The 18189-nt window shown below is 34.1% G+C and carries 15 protein-coding genes; 5 read left to right on the top strand and 10 right to left on the bottom strand.

The features are described from left to right. Nucleotides 1–252 precede the first annotated feature (252 nt). The 6 genes from BT156_RS18765 to BT156_RS18740 form a co-directional block, all read right to left on the bottom strand. Nucleotides 253–1161, bottom strand: a complete 909-nt coding sequence (locus BT156_RS18765; RefSeq protein WP_072412470.1) for an AEC family transporter — start codon at nt 1159–1161, stop codon at nt 253–255. A 98-nt stretch (nt 1162–1259) separates the two neighbouring features. Beyond that, nucleotides 1260–3746 (bottom strand): beta-mannosidase, encoded by a 2487-nt coding sequence (locus BT156_RS18760; protein ID WP_072412469.1) that lies wholly within the window; start codon nt 3744–3746, stop codon nt 1260–1262. Continuing rightward, the gene (locus BT156_RS18755) at nt 3746–4123 is read right to left on the bottom strand and encodes a GxxExxY protein (RefSeq protein WP_072412468.1); all 378 of its coding nucleotides are present in this window, start codon (nt 4121–4123) and stop codon (nt 3746–3748) included. Before BT156_RS18755 ends, BT156_RS18760 begins: the two co-directional genes overlap by 1 nt. Nucleotides 4124–4330: 207 nt before the next feature. Beyond that, nucleotides 4331–4993, bottom strand: a complete 663-nt coding sequence (locus BT156_RS18750) for a copper homeostasis protein CutC (RefSeq protein WP_072412467.1) — start codon at nt 4991–4993, stop codon at nt 4331–4333. Between the two features lie 99 nt (nt 4994–5092). After that, complete coding sequence (locus BT156_RS18745) at nt 5093–6088, bottom strand: isoaspartyl peptidase/L-asparaginase family protein (protein ID WP_072412466.1); 996 nt, start codon at nt 6086–6088, stop codon at nt 5093–5095. A 53-nt stretch (nt 6089–6141) separates the two neighbouring features. Continuing rightward, nucleotides 6142–8397, bottom strand: coding sequence for a glycoside hydrolase family 20 protein (locus BT156_RS18740; protein WP_072412465.1), 2256 nt, complete (start codon nt 8395–8397; stop codon nt 6142–6144). Between the two features lie 105 nt (nt 8398–8502). On the opposite strand from BT156_RS18740, the gene BT156_RS18735 reads away from it, so the two are divergent. After that, complete coding sequence (locus BT156_RS18735; RefSeq protein WP_072412464.1) at nt 8503–9315, top strand: DUF4197 domain-containing protein; 813 nt, start codon at nt 8503–8505, stop codon at nt 9313–9315. Between the two features lie 373 nt (nt 9316–9688). After that, nucleotides 9689–9955 (top strand): hypothetical protein, encoded by a 267-nt coding sequence (locus tag BT156_RS18730; protein ID WP_072412463.1) that lies wholly within the window; start codon nt 9689–9691, stop codon nt 9953–9955. Between the two features lie 65 nt (nt 9956–10020). Here the strand turns inward: BT156_RS18730 and BT156_RS18725 are convergent, their stop codons facing one another. Beyond that, the gene (locus BT156_RS18725) at nt 10021–10674 is read right to left on the bottom strand and encodes a CoA transferase subunit B (RefSeq protein ID WP_072412462.1); all 654 of its coding nucleotides are present in this window, start codon (nt 10672–10674) and stop codon (nt 10021–10023) included. Nucleotides 10675–10794: 120 nt separating this feature from the next. Here BT156_RS18725 and BT156_RS18720 point away from each other — a divergent pair, with 120 nt between their 5' ends. Further along, nucleotides 10795–12600, top strand: a complete 1806-nt coding sequence (locus BT156_RS18720) for an ABC transporter ATP-binding protein (protein ID WP_072412461.1) — start codon at nt 10795–10797, stop codon at nt 12598–12600. Between the two features lie 250 nt (nt 12601–12850). Here the strand turns inward: BT156_RS18720 and BT156_RS18715 are convergent, their stop codons facing one another. Then, nucleotides 12851–13552: a CoA transferase subunit A gene (locus BT156_RS18715; RefSeq protein WP_072412460.1), complete on the bottom strand. Its 702-nt coding sequence runs from the start codon at nt 13550–13552 to the stop codon at nt 12851–12853. 163 nt (nt 13553–13715) lie between these two features. Between BT156_RS18715 and BT156_RS18710 the strand changes: the two genes are divergently transcribed. Further along, nucleotides 13716–14210 carry a DoxX family protein gene (locus BT156_RS18710; RefSeq protein ID WP_072412459.1) on the top strand — a complete coding sequence of 165 codons (495 nt, stop codon included), beginning with the start codon at nt 13716–13718 and terminating at the stop codon, nt 14208–14210. 116 nt (nt 14211–14326) lie between these two features. Here the strand turns inward: BT156_RS18710 and BT156_RS18705 are convergent, their stop codons facing one another. Beyond that, nucleotides 14327–17068, bottom strand: coding sequence for a fibronectin type III domain-containing protein (locus BT156_RS18705; RefSeq protein ID WP_072412458.1), 2742 nt, complete (start codon nt 17066–17068; stop codon nt 14327–14329). 282 nt (nt 17069–17350) lie between these two features. On the opposite strand from BT156_RS18705, the gene rplS reads away from it, so the two are divergent. Continuing rightward, nucleotides 17351–17707: a 50S ribosomal protein L19 gene (gene rplS, locus BT156_RS18700; RefSeq protein ID WP_047398112.1), complete on the top strand. Its 357-nt coding sequence runs from the start codon at nt 17351–17353 to the stop codon at nt 17705–17707. A gap of 169 nt (nt 17708–17876) precedes the next feature. On the opposite strand, the gene BT156_RS18695 is transcribed toward rplS, so the two are convergent. Then, nucleotides 17877–18189, bottom strand: a 313-nt coding sequence (locus BT156_RS18695) for a transposase (RefSeq protein WP_072412457.1), incomplete at its 5' end; no start/stop codon positions are given.

The raw sequence follows: 18189 nt of genomic DNA, 5'->3' as shown, positions 1-18189 counted from the left end.
GATTTATTTAAGTTGTTAAGATTATTAAGAGATTGCTTCATCGCTTCGCTCCTCGCAATGACGGGAATAATTGAAAAGACGACAAACACCCTAGCCCCGATTGAAACGACATCCTTTTTTGTTGCGGCCGGAGCGAAGCGGAGGCCGTAACAAAAAAGATACAGTGGAAAGCGGGAAATTGCTTCAAAAAAAAATAAAACTGCAATTCGACGTAGTCAAATAGCTTCAAAAAAAATAATAAGAATCAGTTTTTCAGAAGAAGAATTCAATAATTTGATACCAAATTGCTGTTGTAAAAAATCCTACAATTATGCTAAATCCTATCGTTAAATTCGTCAGTTTGGTATTTAACCTGAATTGCTCTGCAATAATACTTGCCGTAACAACTGCCGGCATTGCGGCTTCAAAAATGGTGATTTTTGCAATATTTCCTTTTATTCCTACTAATAAAGCTAATCCTAACATGATTGCAGGAGCCAAAATCAATTTGTATAACATCGAAACCGACATTTGCGGAATTAATTTTTTCCAACCATTGAATTTTAGCTGCAATCCGACAGAAAATAACGCCAGCGGACTTACAGTAGCAGCCAATTTATCAAAAAACGGTTCTGCTAAAGTAAAATCTATAAACTGAGACAAAATGAGAGCCGCAATACAACCAACAAGCGGAGGAAAGGTAATCAATCTTTTTAAAATAAATTTAGCACTTACTTGTCCTGATCTGCTTCCCCCCCTTACTGCAGCAATAATTCCTAATGTTGAAAGGGAAAAAAACATGGTTTGGTCACAAATGACCGCAATACTCAAAAGACTTTCTCCATAAAAAGCAGAGATCAAAGGAAATCCGATGAATGAAGTATTGCTGTAACCGCTCACCAGCTCCAATGTACTTCTGGACCGCCTTGAATACCCTTTGCTTTTACTATAAAACATCATGAAAAAGAAGCAAAAAACTGCCGTTAAAAAAGTGGCTGTAATCGGAAAAAGCATTTCTGCTGTCCAATGAATTTTTGGTAAATATTTAAACGAAACCGCAGGAAGCGCAAGATATAAAATCCAGGTATTGATGCCTTTGTGAGCATCAGGATGGATAGATTTTGTTGCTTTGAAAATCATTCCCGCCAAAATGCAGACTGCGATCAGAACAAAATTTACCATACGTGAGAAATATAATGCAAATTTACTGTTGATTTTTTAGTTGAGGATGAAAACTGGTATTTTTTGTTGTTTTGATTGAATAAAATTTTCAATTCATATTAATTATTCATTGTATCCCAAAGACTTATCACCTCAAAATTATCCATAGGTTTGGAAAAAGTGATTATTCTTGAATCATTAGGAAACAAATCAAAAAAGTTATCGCTGAAATGATTATCACCCATTAAATAAACATCTTTTGCATAAACATCAGTGGAAATCTCTATTTGAAGCGAGGAGATTTTTTTGATTTTGATATTTGGCTTTGTTAATTTTAAATCTTTCGGTTTTCTGAAAAAATAGTGGTTTTCCGACAAACGAATATTATTGCCAGTCCATAATTCTAATTTTAAATAGACTTCATTTTTATTCAAATTCTGAAGAAGATCCTGCACTTTTACGGGATCAGATTTTAAAATACTTTCAAAATCTTTACTAAAAAAGTTTATCTCTTGATGCCTAATAATTTCACCATTAAATTTGATCACCTGAATTCCTAAACGAACATCTTTATATGTATACAATCCGTCATTAACTAAAGAAAAATTTAAATCTCCATCTTTTTCTTCCGTCAAAATTACCTGATTTTCAAAGCTCCTTTTAATTTGATAATGTAACGCTTTCCAATTACCTAAATAATCAATCGAAGACCATGAAACAACCGGCCAACAATCATTTAACTGCCAATATAAAGTTCCCATATTGTAAGGTTTTGCACGGCGGTGAGCTTCAATGGCAATCTGCATTCCACGGGCTTGCAGCAATTGAGAAACATAGTTATATTTCACAAAATCTGTCGGAACATTATAGTCTCGTTTCATATACGAGTTAATAATTTCCCACCCTCTGGCGTGTTTTTCGTGAGCCTTAATTGTTCCGTTTTCTATGCTTAAATTAGGAACTCCAGAAAACATGGATTTTGTAGTTTCCAATGTTGGCATTCCCTGAAAACCATATTCTGAAGCAAATCTAGGAACTTTTTCGTTGTAAATTTCAAACGGCTGCTCGCCCCACCAAACGCCCCAATAATGGGAATCTCCTTCGGTCAGGCTCTCTTTGTGCCCCCAACCAATCGATGGTGAACTTGGCCAATAGATATTTTTATCAGCCGTTAAGTTTTCTCTTAACGTATTGGGAATTAATTCATGGAAAACTTTTTTATAATCTTTCCAAACCTGTAGAGAATCTTCTTTTGAATATTTAAATTGTTTCTGATATCCCCAATTGACGATAGCTTCATCTATTTCATTATTCCCACACCACAAAGCAATCGACGCATGATTTTGAAGTCGGTTAACCTGATCTTTTACTTCTTCTTTTACATTATTTAAAAATGCTTCATCAGACGGATAAAAACTTCCTGCAAACATAAAATCCTGCCAAACCAAAATTCCGTTTTCGTCGCAGGCTTTGTAAAATTCGTCGTCTTCGTAAATTCCGCCACCCCAGATACGAATCATATTCATGTTCGATTCTTTAGAATCTTTAATTAATTTTTGATATTTTTCTTTGGTAATTCTTGGTGAAAAACTGTCTGCCGGAATCCAGTTTGCACCTTTTGCATACATCGGATTTCCATTGACTTTAAAATAAAAAGATTTTCCTTTTGCATCTTTTTCCTGAATTAATTCAATAGTTCTTAATCCAATTCTCTCAGTTTTATCATCAATAATTTTTGAATCTTTTTGTAGAGAAATCTTTATATCATATAAATTCGGATCGCCCCAGCCGTTAGGTTGCCAAAGTTTCGGATTATTAATGGTATAAGGAATCTGAATTGTATTTTTTCCTTTTTTAAATTGAAAATTATTTGATTGATTGTTAATTAAAACAGCATATTTCCCTTTTTTCTTGGCAAAAATTTCTGTCTCAATATTTAATTCTGCTTTTTGTTTTGTTACACTTTTTTGCTCGATTTTTATGTTTCCAAGTTTGGCATTGTCCCAAAAATTCAGCTTAACATCTTTCCAGATTCCGGCTGTAACTAATCTTGGTCCCCAATCCCACCCAAATTGATATTGTGCTTTTCTCACAAAGCTTCTCGGGGATTCCGGCATTATAAAAGGAACTTTTTTTGCTAATTTTTTTCCAACATTTACAGCAGATTTGAATTTGATTTGTAATAAATTATCTCCAGCGTTCAAATATTCTTTAACAGGAATTTCCCATTTCCGGAACATATTATCCGTTTTTTTCAATAATTTTCCGTTCAGGTAAATCTCTGAAAAAGTATCTAATCCATTAAATACCAACTCTATATTTTGACTCTGTAGTTCTTTTTTTGAAACTTTGAAAGTTGTTTGATAATCCCAATCTTCATTTTCTATCCATTGAACTTTCTTTTCATTTTCATCTTTATAAGGATCGGGAATGATTTTATTATTCATCAAATCCAAATGAACTGTTCCCGGGACTGTGGCAGTCATCCAAGAATTTTCTTTTGCATTTTTGAATTGCCACTTTTCAGAAGATAAATTTCGTTCTGAAAACTGCCCAAATAGTATATTTTGAATGAAAAGGAAAGCAAAAAGTAGAATTTTGTTCATTATAAGTTATTTACAATTCTATGAATCCCATCTTTAATAAGTGGTGTATTAAAATTAATCAGAAGTCCAAGTTTTAAATTTGTCAATTTCAAATAGGTTAGCAATTGAGCTTTAAAAACTGAATGCATTTCTAATACAGCCTTTACTTCAATTATAACTTTATTTTCCACAAGCAAATCAATCTTGTAAGCATTTTCAATATTCACTTCTTTATATTGTAAAGGCAGATTAATTTGTTGTTTTATATCGAATCCTAACTTTTTCAATTCAAAGGCTAGGGCTAATTCGTATGTGCTTTCTAATAAACCTACTCCGAGATTCTTATGCACTTCGATTGCTGATCCTATTATTTTGTAGGATAATTCATTTTCTTTCATTTGTGTGTTTTTATATATTTTCAACGCAAAGTTTTATTCTATTATATTCCATATTTTTAAGTGAGCCAAGAGTTTAATCAATTAAAATTGATTTGATGAAGCGAACGTTTTATCCATATCGCTTAATCAGCAACTTTGTCGCAATACTTTGCTTCCTTAAAATATTTACACTAACAATAAAAATCTTTGCGTTAAAATTATTAAGTATTATCTATTTTTCAAAGCTGCAACCTCATCAGCATTCGCGAAAGCACCACCATCAGTAATCGCAGAAGAATGAAAATACTTAGCTTTTGTAAATCCTCTGACCTCTTCAATATTTGTTGAGCGAAGACCGCCACCGACAAGGATTTCGATTCTTCCGTTGGATAATTCAACTAATTTTTTAAGGTTTTCTTTCCCTTCAGAAACATTTGGTTTTTGACCTGAAGTAAGAATTGTTTTAAAACCGCATTCAATTACTTTTTCTAAAGAGTTTTCTAAATTTGTTGCTCTGTCGAAAGCACGGTGAAAAGTACATTGATAAGGTTTTGCCAGTTCAACCATTTCTTTATTTTGTTTAATATTCACCTCATCATTTTCATCTAAAATTCCGAAAACAAAACCATCAACATTTAAAGATTTTAATTGAATTAATTCTTCCTTCATTTGTTCAAATTCAGCATCAGAATAGATAAAATCTCCGCCACGCGGACGAATCATCACAAAAATCGGGATGTTTATTTTATCTCTAAGTTCTTTTGCGGTTTCGAAGTCTGGCGTTGTTCCGCCTTCACTTAATCCGTCGCATAATTCTATTCTGTCGGCTCCGTTTTCGAAAGCAATGATTGCAGATTCGGGATTGAAGCAAGCTATTTCTATTTTTGACATTTGAGGTTTAGGGTTTAGGGTTTAGGGTTTAGGGTTTAGGGTTTAGCAAAATTAATTTCTAATTTCTAATTTCTAATTTCTAATTTCTAATTTCTTAATCTATTTCAAAGCAAATTCAGGTTTTTCCAAACGGTTTCCTTTTTGGTCGTAAACAGCAAAATTAAATCCGTCCTGAATGCAATATGCACCATATTCCCCTTTTTTATTAATGGCAATAAAACCAACCTGAATATCTTTTAAGTTTTTATTTCTCTTCTTCGTAATTTGCACAATTCTTTCAACTGCTTCCTTACAAGCCTGTTGAGGATTTTTTCCTTGTCGCATTAACTCCACCACCAAATGAGTTCCAACCATTCTGATTACTTCCTCACCATGACCCGTAGCCGTTGCTGCACCTATCTCATTATCAACAAATAAACCTGCTCCAATAATTGGTGAATCTCCTACTCTGCCGTGCATTTTGAAAGCCATTCCGCTGGTTGTACAAGCTCCGGAAAGATTTCCCTGAGCATCTAAAGCGATCATTCCGATCGTGTCATGATTTTCAATGTTTACGATAGGTTGATATTTACTGTCTTTTAACCATTCTTTCCACTCTTTTTCAGACTCTGAAGTTAAAATATTTTCTTTCTTAAAACCTTGGGAAACTGCAAATTGTAAAGCTCCGTCGCCAACTAACATGACGTGTGGCGTTTTTTCCATCACCGCTCTTGCTACAGAAATCGGATTTTTAATATTTTCAATACAGGCAACCGAACCTATATTGTAATTTTCATCCATAATACAGGCATCCAATGTTACTCTTCCATCTCTGTCAGGGCGACCGCCGTAACCTACACTTCTTTCAGTAGGATCATTTTCTACCAAACGAACACCTTTTTCCACTGCGTCCAAAGCTCGTCCTCCTTTACCTAGTATTGTCCAAGCTTCTTCATTGGCTTTTAATCCAAAGTTCCAGGTTGAAAGTACGATTGGTTTATTTACAATTTTATTATTTGCTTCAGGTACATTTTTAGCCATTAAATCCAACGGATTCAACAATAAAGCTGAAGATGCTAATGCTGTATTTTTTAGAAATTTTCTGCGTGAGTTCATTGTTATTTTCAGGGTTTGGGTTTCAGGATTTGGGGCGTAGGTAATTCGAATTTTTAATTTGCTCCAATTTCATCGACAAAAAGCCAGGCTTTTGAATCTGCTCCAGGATTTCCTGCCGGAATAATTCCTGCATTTTCTATTTTTATTCTGATGTATTTTGAGTTTTGATTTCCTACATTTAATTTAATCTTTCCTTTTGCATTTTGGATCTCGTCTTTTCCTATTTCTTTAATCATTTTGAAATTTTTATTATCATCAGAAACGAAAATCTGTGCAGATTTTGCCATATGAATCCAGCTTCCTTTATTTTCTAAGGTATTAAAATATACTTCAGAAAATTGAGTTTTATTTCCTAAATCGATCGTTGCCACAACATCTTTTCCCAGAAAACCTAGCCATGTTTTCCCTAACAGCCTTTGATTTCCAATAATTCCATCAATTAAAGTAAAAGCTCCACCGAAAGAATAATTTTCGCTTGGTTGTTGTTCTAACGTAATAGTTTTTCCTGTAGTTTTTGAGATTGTAAATTGTTGAGAAGAAATTGCGCTTTTCAATTGTCCGTTTTCAAAATAAGCAGATTTAATAGTCATTGATTTTGAAACAGGAATCGGTTTTTGATAAGCCTGCGAATTTGCATTCGGGTCTGTTCCATCTAAAGTATATCTAATTCCGCCTGGATTTTGTGAGGTTGAAAGCTCGTAAAACATACCGCTATTATTTGAAATTACTTTTCCGGAAACGTTGTAAATACTTTTAGCATAATTCACATTCATTTTATCCAGAACTTTGAACTGGCTGATCACACGGCCTTCAAATTCTTTATAATTTTCAGGATCAGACGTTCCCCAACCAACTTCCGAAAGTGCCATCAATCTTGGAAAAATCATGTATTGAATCTGTTTAAAATCTTCGATATATTCTGTCCATAAATTGGCCTGAACGCCTAAAATATATTTTGTCTGCTCAGCATTTAATTCTGTCGGAATCGGGTTGTAAGAATAAACTTTATCCAAAGGTGTAAATCCACCAAAAGCGTTTGGTTCAGACTGCGGATCTCCCTGATAATGATCAAAATAACAAAAAGATCCGGGAGTCATTACGGCAAAATGTTTCGATTTTGCGGCTTCAATTCCACCGTTTACGCCTGTCCAGCTCATTACGGCTGCATTTGGCGCCAATCCTCCTTCCAAAATTTCGTCCCAACCGATTATTTTTCGTCCCTTTTTGTTGACATATTTTTCAATTCGCTGAATAAAATAACTTTGCAAACCATGTTCATCCTTCAAATTATTTTTCTTGATTAATTCCTGACAATGAGCGCATTCCTTCCATCTCGTTTTCGGGCATTCATCACCTCCGATGTGAATATATTTTGACGGAAAAAGTGCAATAACTTCATCTAAAACGTTTTCTAAAAATTTAAAAGTCTCATCTTTCGGACAAAAAACATCATCAAAAACGCCCCATTTTGTCGCAGGTTCGAAAGGTCCTTTTGTACAAGCTAATTCAGGATACGCAGCTAACGCTGCCAACGCATGACCTGGCATTTCAATTTCCGGAACTATCGTAATATGACGATCCTGAGCATATTTTACAACATCTTTTACTTGATCCTGCGTATAAAAATAAGGTCCGTAAGGTTTTCCGTCAAAGGTATTATCAACATATGCTCCGATCATTGATTCTTTACGTTTTGAACCAATTTGCGTTAATTTCGGATATTTTTTAATTTCAATTCTCCATCCCTGATCGTCTGTTAAGTGCCAATGAAATATATTCAATTTATACATTGCCAAGTAATCAATGTACTGCTTCACTTCCTCAACCGTGAAGAAATGACGGCAAACATCCAAATGCATTCCGCGCCACGCAAATTTGGGTTGATCTTCGATTTTTAACGCTGGAATTTGTTTATCATTTTTAAACTCTTCAAATAATTGATTCAAAGTTTGAAGTGCTAAAAAATATCCCTGTTTTGTATAAGATTTAATTACAATCTGTTTTGAATTGATTTCCAGAGAGTAAAACTCATCATTTTGTTGAGAATTAGTCGATTTTGGCAACTGGGAATATACCAAATGGGCGTCTGATTTCCCTGAATTTTGAAATTTCAGATTTGAGCCTTCCTTTTTTTTAAAATATTCTGTTTCTTCTTTTGGCAAATCACTACTTAACATAATGATGTCCGGAATAGTAAAATTTCCCTCATTTATCTGAACTTTTTGAGGATATGGAATTAAATTCAGTTTTTTTTGAGAAAAAATTGTAGTCGAAACTAATATAAAAAGTAGTAAAAAAGCTCGTATCATTGGATTTGATTAAGGTTTTAGCTAATATAATTATTTTCTGAAAACTTCAACAACCTTTTTAACCTATTAAAAAATAAAACATCTAATTTTGCAGAAAAATATACAATGAGAAAAACAATTTTATTAGCCGGCGTACTGCTATTTTCAGTTTCTGCACAGGCACAAATTTTAGATATTCTAAAATCTACAGTAAAAGATAAAACAGGTATTGACCTTAATAATCCTGTAAAAACAAACACGTCAACCTCAACTACCACGACAACTCCTACAAAATCAACTTCTACATCTCCTATCAATTTAGGCAGCCTAACTTCTACTCAAATTTCATCAGGATTAAAGGAAGCCTTAAATCTTGGAGTAACTGAAGGGGTGAAAAAATTAGGTGTTACAGACGGATTTTTTAAAAATGAAGCCGTAAAAATTTTAATGCCTGAAAAACTCAGAAAAATTGATACAACACTTCGTGCCATTGGTTTGGGAAGCTTAGCAGATCAAGGTGTGAAATTATTGAACAGAGCTGCAGAAGATGCAGTGACAGAAGCTACTCCTATTTTCGCCAATGCAATTACATCGATGACGATCACAGATGCAAAAAATATTTTATTAGGATCTAATAATGCTGCAACGACTTATTTGCAAGGCAAAACTCAAAATCAGTTATTTACTGCTTTTCAGCCGAAAGTGAAGGCTTCGTTAGGAAAAGTGGGTGCTGATTCGGTTTGGAAAAGTATCATTACAAAATACAACACTTTCACCGGACAAGCTGTAACCACGGATATTAATGAATACGTTACGACAGAAACTATTAACGGAGTTTTTAAAATGGTAGCCCAAAAAGAAAGCGGAATCAGAGATACTCCAGCCATGAGAACAACCTCTATTTTACAGAAGGTTTTTGGAGCGCAGGACGGAAAATAAATCTAGTTCTCTATATTTAATAAAATCTTACACCTATAAACTCTGCTCATACCGGCAGAGTTTTTTTATTTTTTTTAAAGTTTACATCTTGCAAAATACCACGAAACATCATTTGATTATTATAAAATGAATTCATTTGAAAGGTGTTTAACAAATTTTAACTTAAAAATAAATCACATAATATTGAATATTTTTCAAGCATTTATTAAAAATGATAAATTACTTTTATTATTTAGTGCTAAACTATTTATTTTTTATTGAATAAAAGACATTCTAATTTACAAGTTAACAATCAGTAAATCAATCATGAAAATTGGTAATTATATGAGGTATCTTTTTATTTTATTCTTTATTTTTGCACAAACTAATCATTATGACATTCAGTGAAGCTTTAAGAAGTAAGAAAAAATTCATTGCCAATTCCAGTAATTTTATGCAAACCCTTTATCACTGTTTAATAATTCCTACAATAGAAGAAGAGGCTACAAAATATATTACCGATTTTAAAAATTCACCATCATCATTTATAGATGAAAGCTGTAAACTTTATAGTTCGGATTTGGATTTTAAATTATGGGTAATTCCAATAAAAGATTTTAAGCATAGCCATGAGAAAATAATGGTAAAAATATCAGAATAATTTATTTGTCTTAATTACAGTATATAGCTAAAAAAACCTTGTCAGTGACAAGGTTTTTGCTTTATTTAGAATTGCATTTCAGGAATCTCACCCTCAATGATCAGATCTGCTTCTGTAGATTTTACAATATGTTCCACTGAGATTCCCGGTGCTCTTTCCACCAATTTGAAACCTTCAGGAGTAACATCCAGAACAGCTAATTCTGTCACTACCCTTTTCACACAATTAACTCCGGTTAAAGGAAGGGTACATTTTTTTAAGATTTTGCTTTCTCCAGCTTTGTTTACGTGCATCATCGCAACGATAATATTTTCTGCAGAAGCTACCAAATCCATGGCACCACCCATCCCTTTTACCATTTTTCCAGGGATTTTCCAGTTGGCGATGTCTCCGTTTTCTGAAACTTCCATTGCTCCAAGAATAGTAAGATCTACCTTCTGACCTCTGATCATCCCGAAACTGAATGCAGAGTCGAAGAATGAACCACCTTCTAGAATAGTGATCGTTTGTTTTCCGGCGTTGATGACATCCGCATCTTCCTCGCCTTCAAAAGGGAAAGGCCCCATTCCCAGCACTCCGTTTTCACTCTGGAATTCTACGGAAATACCGTCTGGAACGTAGTTAGCGACCAAAGTTGGGATCCCTATTCCAAGGTTTACGTAATAACGGTCTTTGAGTTCTTTTGAAATTCTTTTAGCAATTTGTTCTTTTGTGAGCATATTAAAAACTTAGACTGCAATTTAAATATTTTCACTTGAATACAAAAGCTCTTATTATTCAAAATTATTAACATCATAAGTCAAAATAATATCTTTAATTTTGCAACATTATTTATACAAATGAAAATACTTTTAAAATACTTAAAGCCTTATAAATGGTTGATCGCCCTTTCTTTATTTTTGGCCACCATCAATCAGGTTTTCTCTTTATTTGCTCCAGCCATTACAGGTAATATTCTTGATAAACTGGTTACACATCCCAATTTTTTTGATAAAGAAAAACTTCTACCCAGAAATATGGATCAATATCTATATGGAGAAGGAATTTATCATGGTGTATTCTACTTTTTAACATTATTGATCGGAACAGCAATGGTCAGCCGAATAGCTAAAGCTTTTCAGGATTATGCAGTAAGCGTGATTACTCAAAAGTTTGGTGCAAAAATCTTTACGGACGGTTTAAAACATTCAATGGCGTTGCCTTATCAGCAATTTGAAGACCAAAGAAGCGGTGAAACACTGTCCATTTTAACTAAAGTAAGAGAAGACACCGTAAAGTTTATTACGAGTTTTATTAATATTTTCTTCGGGATTTTGGTGAGTATTATTTTCGTTTCCGTGTACGCAATTCGTCTGCACTGGTCGATTATGCCTGTTTATATTTGTGGGATTTTTCTGATCGCATTTATCACCAATTTATTAAGTAAAAGGATAAAAAGTATTCAGAAAAATATTGTTTCGGAAACTACAGCTTTAGCCGGAAGTACCACGGAAAGTTTAAGAAATATTGAGATTGTAAAAAGTTTAGGGCTAACCAATCAGGAAGTGATCCGTCTGAATAATAATACGTACAAAATTCTTGGACTTGAGCTTAGAAAGGTGAAAAGTATCCGTTCTTTAAGTTTTATTCAGGGAACGATGGTGAATTTTCTTCAACAGATGATTACCATGACCTTATTATTATTAATTTTTAAAAACATTGTAACTCCCGGACAATATTTGTCCCTAATGTTTTATGGATTCTTCATTTTTGGTCCGATGCAGGAAATCGGGAATATCATCATTTCTTACCGTGAAGCAGAAGCTTCTCTTTTTAATTTTGATAATTTAATGAAAAAAGACGTAGAGGAAAAACCACTTCATCCAAAGCAAATTGGTGCGATTGAAGAATTGGAATTTAAACACGTTTCTTTCAAACATCAATCCGCTCAATATAAAGCATTAAATAACATCTCTTTTGATGTTAAAAACGGGGAAACCATTGCTTTTGTCGGGCCAAGCGGTTCAGGGAAAAGTACGTTAGTGAAGTTGCTTGTTGGATTATACAGACCTCAGGAAGGAAATATTTTTTACAATTCGATTAACGGAAAAGAGTTTGATTTTGATGAACTGAGGAATCAAATCGGTTTTGTAACCCAAGACACGCAACTTTTTGCAGGAACCATAAAAGAAAATCTACTTTTTGTAAATCCTGACGCTACAGAATCGGATCTGGAAATTGCTTTACAGAAATCAAGCTGTACCGCGTTGCTTGAAAGAGCAGAAAAAGGCATCGAAACCGTTATCGGTGAAGGCGGACTGAAATTAAGCGGCGGTGAAAAACAGAGAATCGCCATTGCCAGAGCGCTTTTAAGAAAGCCTCATTTATTGATTTTCGATGAAGCAACCTCAGCGTTGGACAGCATTACCGAAGAAGAAATAACCTCTACTATAAAAGATATTTCTAAAGAAAAGGAACAAATTACGGTTCTTATTGCACACCGTTTAAGTACAATTATGCATGCAGATCGAATTTATGTGTTGGAACGCGGACAAGTCATAGAAATGGGATCTCATGATAATTTAATTGCCGAAAAAGGATTGTATTACGCCATGTGGCGACAACAGATCGGGGAAAGAAAAATGCTTATTTCACCAGAATCATAACATAAACAAGGCGCTGAATTATTTCAGCGCCTTGTTTATGTTTAACCACAAAAGACACAAAAGATTTTAATACATTAGACACTTAAGAAAGTTTAAAACTTTGAAAATAATTAAGATCACGTAAGAAGAAAATCAAAGATTTTCAAAAACTAATGTGATCTTCTTTGTAAGAAAATTTTAACTTCAAATAAACTCATGTGTTAAAATCTTTTGTGTCTTTTGTGGTTAAAATATTTCCGATTAAAGATGACTATTCTTTCGTTCTAACCGTTCTCTGTTCAATTCTTTTTTCAAATTTTTCACCCTGGAAAATTCTCTGAATCATAATTCCCGGAATGTGAATCTGATTAGGATCTAATTCTCCCGGTGCCACCAATTCTTCCACTTCTGCAATCGTAATTTTTGCTGCTCCAGCCATCGGATGATTGAAATTTCTTGCAGATCCTTTGAAAATAAGGTTTCCTGCGTGATCTCCCTTCCAAGCTTTAACGATAGAAAAATCTGCTTCGTAAGCGTGTTCTAAAATATGAGGTTTTCCTTTAAAATCTTTTACTTCTTTACCTTCCGCTACTTCAGTTCCGAAACCTGCAGGCGTGTAAAAAGCAGGAATTCCAGCTTGTGCAGCTCTGCATTTTTCGGCAAGAGTTCCCTGTGGAGTCAGTTCAACGTCTAATTCTCCCGAAAGCATTTGTCTTTCAAACTCTGCATTTTCTCCTACATATGAAGAAATCATCTTCTTGATTTGTCTTTTATGAAGCAATAATCCCAATCCGAAATCATCAACTCCTGCATTATTTGAAATACATGTTAAATCTTTTACATCGCTTTCTACCAAAGCATTAATTGAGTTTTCAGGAATTCCGCAAAGTCCAAAACCACCCAACATTAAAGTCATTCCATCGTTAATTCCGTCGATGGCTTCCTTTGCATTTTTTACTCTTTTATCTATCATGAAACATTAGATTTTTCTGTTGGCTAAATTTAATAATTTTTCTCATAACTACAGTATCAAGGAATTTATTTGAATTTTCATCTAACTTTTTATACATTTGGCAATCATACATTATGTTAAGTCCCTCTATAACATAAAATTTTTAATTAATAATTAATACAAAATGGAAAAAGAAAATCTAATTAAAGTTGGAGACGTATTTTATGTAATCTGCAGAATAAGCATCGGTTTGTTCTTTTTTATTACAGGTTTCAACAAACTATTTCATCCTGTTTTTCAAGGATATATGTTGAAGACTATTACAAGTCTGGGCTTTTCAAACCCTCAGTTTATGGCCAATTTTGTGGCTTTTAACGAAATGTTCTGGGGATTATTGCTGCTTTTAGGATTGCTGACAAGATTAAGTTCATTTGCTTTAATTGTTGTGATTCTTGTTGCCCTTTTTACAAAGGATATTCATTCTATCCCGACAGAATTAATTCCTATAGACGCTAAAGTTGGAAATCGTCCGATGGATAGTTTTACTTGGCTGAGCTATTTCTTCTATCTTCCGCAGGTTTTATACATTATGATCTTAGGATTATTTTCATTCTATGGTTATAAAGCTTTTGGTGTTGACAGATTTATTAAACGAAAAAAAGCTGATCCTTATATATAACAGAAAAGCAGGAAAATAATTTCCTGCTTTTTTAATTTTTAAGTTAATTACATGTTCTTTTATCTTGATAATAAAAGAAGCAAAAGCTCAAGACTGGAAACTCCAGCTAAAAACACCTACTGAATAATCAGTTTCAACGTAAATAATTTTCTTGTATGAACTTTTACGAAATACACTCCTTTTGGAAGGTTTTCATTCACCAAAGAAAATCTTTGATTGTTGATGTTTTTAGATTCATATAATAGATCTCCATTCGCAGAAAGTAATTCAATTTTATCAATCGGATAATCACTTTTAATGAATGTCGGTTCACCCGGTTTTGTAGGGTTTGGATATAAAACTACGTTTTTAGTTGTGCTGTTATGAACTTCATCCGTTCCTAACGTTGGGCCTGAAACCTGAAACTGTACTCTGTTTGAAACCTCTGTATAAGAATCGTTAGTAAACATGACCATATAATAATTCCCAGGCGTCGCAGGAATTGCAGTCCCCTGAATTGTTTTTGTTCCCTGCGTAACCCCATCAAAATACGTATAAGAAACAAAATTATCATCCGGCGTCTGGATATTTTGAGGATAAATACCCAACCAATCCTTGATAATTCCCGGAGAATCCGTCCAAGAAGCCGTGATGCTTTCACCTAAAGTATAAACAGGTTTATTCGTCCAAAGTTCGGTAACAATGTCTCCAACTTTAAAGAAAACCTTTTCACCGATTGATGTATATCCATCTTCAAGCAAGTAAGTAGCATAATAATATCCTTTCGGAAGTCCTGTGAAATTAAGCGCTCCTGAAGCTGTCGTTACATAATCCCATTTGATCGAAGTATTCGTTCCGGGAGTTTGTCCCATTTTGTAAATTCCGATCCAGTCTTTTACTAAATTTGGACCATTACTGAAATTAATAGTTACTGTTCCGCCAACAGGATAAGTATCTGCAGAAGCCTGTAACACTACTTTTGGCCCTACATAGAAATTTTTTCTAGGTGTAATTTCTGTATAGCCGTTATTGGCGAAAAATCCTGCGAAATATTGACCCTTGTTAGGCAAGCCATTCGTGAAAAGAGCTGTTCCGGCAGTTTGTCCGTTTGTATAGATAAAACCTTGAGATGTTACTCCTGCAGGGCTTTGACCTTTTTTATAAATGCCAACCCAATCCTGCTGATTTCCGGGACCTCCCGTGTAAGTAGCTGTGATCGGTGAATTTTGCGTGTATTCAGTTTTATCTAAAACAAATGTTGGATTAGAAACCACACTTCCTGTAACTTCAAACTGTTTCACATCACTCCAGTCGCTCCATTCTAGGTTTCTGTCTCTGTAACGGGTTTTTACATAATAAGTTCCGTTTGAAATTGAATTGGCTGCGATAGTAGCTTTGGTAATATCTACTCCGGCATTTAAGTTTTTAGTTTTATCAGGCGTTCCGTTTCCGTCTTTCCCAAACCAGTTTTCATAATCTCTGTAAAATTCCTTTTCAATAACAGAAAAATTGGCTGCTTTGCTTATTAAAAACTGAGTTGTATTTAATAATTCGTTGCTTGATGACGAAAAAGCACTTCCATTTAATGTCAAAGGCAACGTCATCGGTGCTGAAAAAGTATTGGTAATTGATGGTTTTGCAGGTTTTGGCTGATTTTTATACCTGTGGAATGTATCAATTAATTCATTATTCTTTTTATTGTAAACGCCACCGATTGAGTAACATTCAACATCAACTTTTCCGTTGGTAACATCAACTTCTACGATCTGATACGTCCAATCCGTCAATGTTTTCTGAACATCATCAAAATCCTGCTCGGTAGACATTCCCCAATACTGATCCCAGGCCACCCCCCCGGAAATCAGCTGATAATTCGGTGAATCTTTCAACTGTCCTCTGTGATACAAATGATGGTGCGCTCCAACATGCATCAAATATTTGCTAGATGTAGTTAAAAGCGGAACTGCATTATTCCTCACCCAAGTTGAGATATCTCCTACATATTGTTCAGCCTGATATGGTCTGTGGCTTAACGAGATAATCCAATCTACTGTCGGATCGTTATTTGCTTCATTTAAAATCTGTTGAAGCCAAGTTTGCTGAGCCGAACCTGTATGCTCAGAACTTAAACTGATAAATAAAACATTTCCAGCTTGTTGAGCATAATAATTCTCATTTCCTGAACTGATGTTTTTATATTTAATTTCATCAATATAGAAATGAGCGTAATAAGAATTCATCCCCATCGTTCCGTATGTTTCATGGTTTCCAACGGTAGTTTGAATTGGAAGATAAGGCGACAAATTGATATTCTTCTTAAAATGCACATTTTCGTAATGATCCAATGTCCCCACATCTACCTGATCTCCAACCATAAAAGTCAAAGCCACGTTATCAGAAGGATCTGAAGTCGCTCCGAATTTTTGTTTTAACTTCTTATAGGCATTTAAAGTTAAGGTGTCATATCTCGGCTCAGCTTTAATCTGGTTGTCTCCCATAATCAGGAAACGGATCTTCCCATTCGCTGTTACAGGCTGCCCCGGCAAAGGCAATGTTCTGAAGTTGTAAACCGCAGATTCGCTGGTTCCTGTTTTTATTTTGTAATAATATTTTGTGTTGGGCAGTAAGTTCGTGATCTTTGCCGTGTGATAATAATAGTTGTTATTATATCCTGTATCCGAAAAAATGTTGGTAGTTCCTGTAACAGTAACATTCAAACTTGTCGGAGAATTTCCGTAAATAACGGTTGTTTCATTATTAGAAGAAGTCTTCCAATTAACAATCATAGAATTTGGTGTCGGATTTTGTAAATACGGATACAAAGCCTGCCCAAATGTCATCTGGACGACAAAAAAGAAAAAAAATAAGTAGTGTTTCATAATAAGTAGTGTATAAAGTTTTAAATTGTGTGTCAATGATTTGAGGAAAAGGTTACTGTCGTTTTTATTTCGGGCAAAAGTAGAATTCCCATGTAAACTCAATCTGCCGTCTGCGTAAAGGATATGTTAATTTTTGGAGCCAAAAACTCTGAAAATATGTAGTTTAATAACAAAAAATTATTTGGCATATTCAAAAAGTATTTTGTACATTTGCAACCTGTTATTCAACCTCTGACGAAAAACGTGTAAGTTGCTTAGCCTTAACATTTTATTTTATTAAAAATGGATTTATTAAAGTACGTACAAGACAAGTACATTACAAAAAAAGAATTTCCTGAATTCAAAGCTGGTGATACAATCACTGTTTATTACGAAATTAAGGAAGGTCAAAAAACCAGAACTCAGTTCTTCAAAGGAACAGTTATTCAATTAAGAGGTACTGGTTCTACAAAAACTTTCACAATCAGAAAAATGTCTGGTGATGTAGGTGTAGAAAGAGTATTCCCTATCAACATGCCGGCTCTTCAAAAAATTGAGCTTGACAGAAAAGGTAAAGTTAGAAGATCTAGAATCTATTACTTCAGAGATCTTAGAGGTAAGAAAGCTAGAATTAAAGATGCTTCTTACAAGAAGAAATAATTCAGACAACAATACATACAAAAAGAGGCTGTTCATATTTGAGCAGTCTCTTTTTATTTGAAGCTATTTCCCGCTTTCCGTTACAATCTTTTTTTTCAAAAAAGGATTTTCTCTTCAATCGGGGCTAGAATTTTAGGGATGGTGGCGGATCAATCTCAAAACTTGGGGACTAGGCAAAAAGTTTAGACAACCTGAAGAGGAAAAATGCTTTATCCCGCACGCCTCTTAATTGTACTCTGAAGTTTTTTATTTTAGCATTGAAAGACTCGGCGGAAGCATTCGTGCTTCTTCTTTCAAAATAATTGAGAATCTCATTGTAATGATTCATTATGGTTTTTCTGAGCACTGAGAAAGCTTTAAATCCTGATTCTTCCACCTCTTTAAACCAATGTGCCAATTTCAACAGTGCAACGGATTTTTGAATGTTTTGATTGTAAATTTTCCTCAGGCCATCAGATAAATTGTACGCTTTTTCTAAATCA

Origin of the sequence: Chryseobacterium limigenitum (assembly GCF_900114875.1) — a bacterium.
Classification (GTDB): Bacteria; Bacteroidota; Bacteroidia; order Flavobacteriales; family Weeksellaceae; genus Chryseobacterium; species Chryseobacterium limigenitum.
Note: the sequence above shows the minus strand (reverse complement) of the source record. Positions and strands in the feature narration are given on the sequence as shown.